This window comes from Gordonia sp. i37, assembly GCF_002043085.1.
GTDB classification, from domain to species: Bacteria; Actinomycetota; Actinomycetes; order Mycobacteriales; family Mycobacteriaceae; genus Gordonia; species Gordonia polyisoprenivorans.
In genome coordinates, this window is sequence record NZ_MVPX01000164.1 from 1 (window position 1) to 3,480 (window position 3,480).

General features: G+C 67.8%; 6 protein-coding genes. All 6 read left to right on the plus strand.

Annotation, left to right across the window (positions count from 1 at the left end):
- Positions 1-196, plus strand: a 196-nt coding sequence (locus B1964_RS08140; protein ID WP_172398781.1) for a YceD family protein, incomplete at its 5' end; no start/stop codon positions are given.
- On the plus strand, positions 193-924 hold the full coding sequence (gene rnc, locus B1964_RS08145) for a ribonuclease III (RefSeq protein WP_006371291.1): 732 nt from the start codon (positions 193-195) through the stop codon (positions 922-924). The genes B1964_RS08140 and rnc, both read left to right, overlap by 4 nt.
- A 21-nt stretch (positions 925-945) precedes the next feature.
- Entirely contained in the window at positions 946-1,857 is a 912-nt protein-coding gene (gene mutM, locus B1964_RS08150; RefSeq protein ID WP_079929455.1) for a bifunctional DNA-formamidopyrimidine glycosylase/DNA-(apurinic or apyrimidinic site) lyase, read from the plus strand.
- Positions 1,858-1,948: 91 nt separating this feature from the next.
- Complete coding sequence (locus B1964_RS08155) at positions 1,949-2,428, plus strand: OsmC family protein (protein WP_006371293.1); 480 nt, start codon at positions 1,949-1,951, stop codon at positions 2,426-2,428.
- A gap of 17 nt (positions 2,429-2,445) precedes the next feature.
- Positions 2,446-2,742: an acylphosphatase gene (locus B1964_RS08160; protein WP_014359739.1), complete on the plus strand. Its 297-nt coding sequence runs from the start codon at positions 2,446-2,448 to the stop codon at positions 2,740-2,742.
- Between the two features lie 48 nt (positions 2,743-2,790).
- A partial coding sequence (locus B1964_RS08165) for an AAA family ATPase (protein WP_172398782.1) occupies positions 2,791-3,480 on the plus strand: 690 nt, incomplete at its 3' end.

The following is a 3,480-nucleotide window of genomic DNA, read 5'->3' on the forward strand; positions in this document are numbered from 1 at the left end:
CCTGCCGATGTCGCCGTTGTGTACCGAGGACTGTGAGGGCCTGTGCAGTGTGTGCGGTGTGCGCATGGCCACCGCAGAACCCGGCCACGGACACGAGATCATCGACCCGCGCTGGGCCGGTCTCGCCCAGAAGTTCGCCGATGTCGATGAGGAGTCGTCCGACACCGATCCCGAGCAGTCCCGGGGTCCGCAGTGAGCGAAGGCAGACGTCGGGGGAAACAACCCCCGTCGTGCGTTCCTCTGCTGTCCGCACTCGGCGCCGAGATCTCCGACGAGCTGCTGACCCTGGCTCTGACACATCGTTCCTACGCCTACGAACACGGGGGCCTGCCGACCAACGAGCGCCTGGAGTTCCTGGGCGACTCGGTACTCGGCGTGGTCATCACCGAACGGCTGTATCTGCGTTTCCCCGACCGGCCCGAGGGCGAGCTGGCCAAGATCCGGGCGAGTGTGGTGAACATGCACGCGCTCGCCGGTGTGGCCCGCGGCCTCTCCGACGACGGGCTCGGGGCCTACCTGTACCTGGGCCGAGGTGAGGAGCTCACCGGCGGTCGCGACAAGGACTCGATCCTCGCCGACGGTCTCGAATCATTGTTCGGTGCGGTCTATCTCGAACACGGCCTCGAGGTGTCGCAACGCGTCATCGGTGATCTCTTCGACGAGATCATCGACCGTGCAGGCGATCTCGGTGCCGGACTGGACTGGAAGACCTCACTTCAGGAGCTCACCGCCGAGCACGGTTTCGGGCCGCCGCAGTATCAGGTCTCCTCGACCGGGCCGGACCACAACAAGGAGTTCACCGCGGTTGCCGTGGTGGCCGGCGAGAGCGTCGGAGAAGGTGTCGGCCGGACCAAGAAAGAAGCCGAGCAAAAGGCGGCGGCACTGGCCTGGCAGACCCTGACCGACCGCGCCGGGGCGTCGTGACCACCCCGCGCCGGAGCGTCGATGCCTGAATTACCCGAGGTCGAGACCGTGCGCCTGGGCTTGGCCGATCACGTTGTCGGGCAACGGATCACCACGGTCGAGGTACTCCACCCCCGCGCGGTACGCCGCCACGCGGGCGAATCCGCCGATCTCGCGTCGCGGCTCGCGGGGAAGACCGTCACCGCTGCGCGCCGTCGTGGCAAATACCTCTGGCTCGACGTCGCCGACGACACCGACGACGCCGCGCTGGTCGTCCACCTCGGGATGAGCGGCCAGATGCTCATCGCACGGGCGGGAGCACCCGACCACACCCACCTGCGTATCCGCGCACAACTCGCCGACGGCAACGAGCTGCGCTTCGTCGATCAGCGTACCTTCGGTGGCTGGCACGTCGACGAGCATGTGCCCGACCCGTTCACGCCCGAGAATGCGTCTGCTGCAATGGATTCGGACGACGGGGTGTTGCCCCGCGTGCCCGCGTCGATCGCACACATCGCGCCGGACCCGTTCGATCCGGGCTTCGACACCTCGGCCGTCGTCGCGAGGATCCGTGCGCGACACACCGAGATCAAAAGAGCACTGCTCGATCAGACGATCATCTCCGGGGTCGGCAACATCTACGCCGACGAGGCCCTCTGGCTCGCCCGGCTGCACGGCACCAGGGTCACCGACACGTTGGCGCCCAAGAAGATTCGCGAACTGATCGACGCCGCCGCCGACGTCATGGCACAAGCACTGAAGGTCGGCGGTACATCGTTCGACGCGCTCTACGTCAACGTCAACGGACAGTCCGGCTACTTCGAGCGGTCGCTCAACGCCTATGGTCGCGAGGGTCAGCCGTGCCGGCGGTGCGGACGGATCATGCGTCGTGAGCACTTCATGAACCGCAGTTCGTTCTCCTGTCCGCAGTGTCAGCGCCGACCACGGATGTGACCCGCGCCGCCGGTTGCCGGTACCCCGGAAGCATCGGCCCGCCCGCGACGTTGGGTGCCACGAGGACCATGGACGAAGGAGCGATCTCAGGATGACCGTCGAGAATCACGCCGACCGGCACGGCACGGCCGACAAGGGCAACGCGGCCGCCGCGCCGCATCAGCACACCGAGCTGTGGGTGGAGCGCACCGGAACGCGTCGCTACACCGGTCGTTCCTCGCGGGGAGCCGAGGTACTCGTCGGTTCCGAGGACGTCGAAGGCGTCTTCACACCCGGCGAGCTCCTGAAAATCGCGCTGGCCGCATGCACCGGCATGTCGTCGGACAGGCCGCTGTCGCGACGACTCGGCGACGACTACGACGCGACGATCCGGGTGAGCGGCACCGCCGACCGGGACAACGAGGTGTACCCGCGTCTCGACGAGGTGCTCGAAGTGGATCTGTCCGAACTCGACCCGGAGGCCGCGCAACGCCTACTCGTCGTCGTCGAGCGCGCGATCGACGCGGTGTGCACCGTCGGGCGGACCATCAAAGCCGGAGCCGAGGTCGGCCTGCGCATCGACACCGAGTGAGACAGGACGAGACCACGATGACCGACGACGCCGATAGCGCCGATGCGATCCGGCTGACCGCCTACGTCCACGGACACGTGCAGGGAGTCGGGTTCCGATGGTGGACACGTTCCCGCGCACTGGAACTCGGCCTCGTCGGATACGCCGCCAACCAACCCGACGGTCGGGTGCGCGTCGTCGCCCAGGGACCGGCCGAGGCGGTGCGCGCGCTCGTCGCGCTCCTGCGTTCCGACACGACGCCGGGGCACGTGGATCTCGTCGTCGACTCCTACGACGCACCGCGCGCCGGTGTGACCGGATTCGTCGAGAAGTAGGCCCGGGGGCGGGCCCCGCCTCGTCCGAGATGAGTAGGCTGTACCGTCGTGCACCTCAAGTCGCTCACCCTCAAGGGCTTCAAGTCCTTCGCGTCGGCGACCACCCTGCGCTTCGAGCCCGGGATCACCTGCGTGGTCGGGCCCAACGGGTCCGGCAAGTCCAACGTCGTCGACGCGCTGACCTGGGTGATGGGGGAGCAGGGCGCCAAGGCACTGCGCGGCGGAAAGATGGAGGACGTCATCTTCGCCGGAACCTCGGGCCGCCCACCGCTGGGCCGCGCCGAGGTCACCCTCACCATCGACAACTCCGACGGCGCGCTCCCCATCGAATACTCCGAGGTGTCGATCACCCGCCGCATGTTCCGCGACGGGGCGGGCGAATACGAGATCAACGGCAACTCGTGCCGACTGATGGACGTCCAGGAGCTGCTGTCGGACTCCGGAATCGGCCGGGAAATGCACGTCATCGTCGGGCAGGGGCGCCTCGCGGCCATCCTCGAATCCCGGCCGGAAGATCGCCGCGCCTTCATCGAGGAGGCCGCAGGCGTCCTCAAACACCGCAAACGCAAGGAGAAAGCGGTCCGCAAACTGCAGTCGATGCAGGCCAACCTGGACCGCCTGTCCGACCTGACCGCCGAACTGCGCCGCCAGCTCAAACCACTCGGACGCCAGGCCGAGGTGGCACGCCGCGCGCAGACCATCCAGGCCGACCTCCGCGACGCCCGGCTACGGCTGGGC

Bases quoted from the DNA above. Each gene is read 5' to 3' on its own strand.
- mutM (WP_079929455.1), top strand. From the start codon at position 946: ATGCCTGAATTACCCGAGGTCGAGACCGTGCGCCTGGGCTTGGCCGAT.
- B1964_RS08155 (WP_006371293.1), top strand. From the start codon at position 1,949: ATGACCGTCGAGAATCACGCCGACCGGCACGGCACGGCCGACAAGGGC.
- B1964_RS08160 (WP_014359739.1), top strand. From the start codon at position 2,446: ATGACCGACGACGCCGATAGCGCCGATGCGATCCGGCTGACCGCCTAC.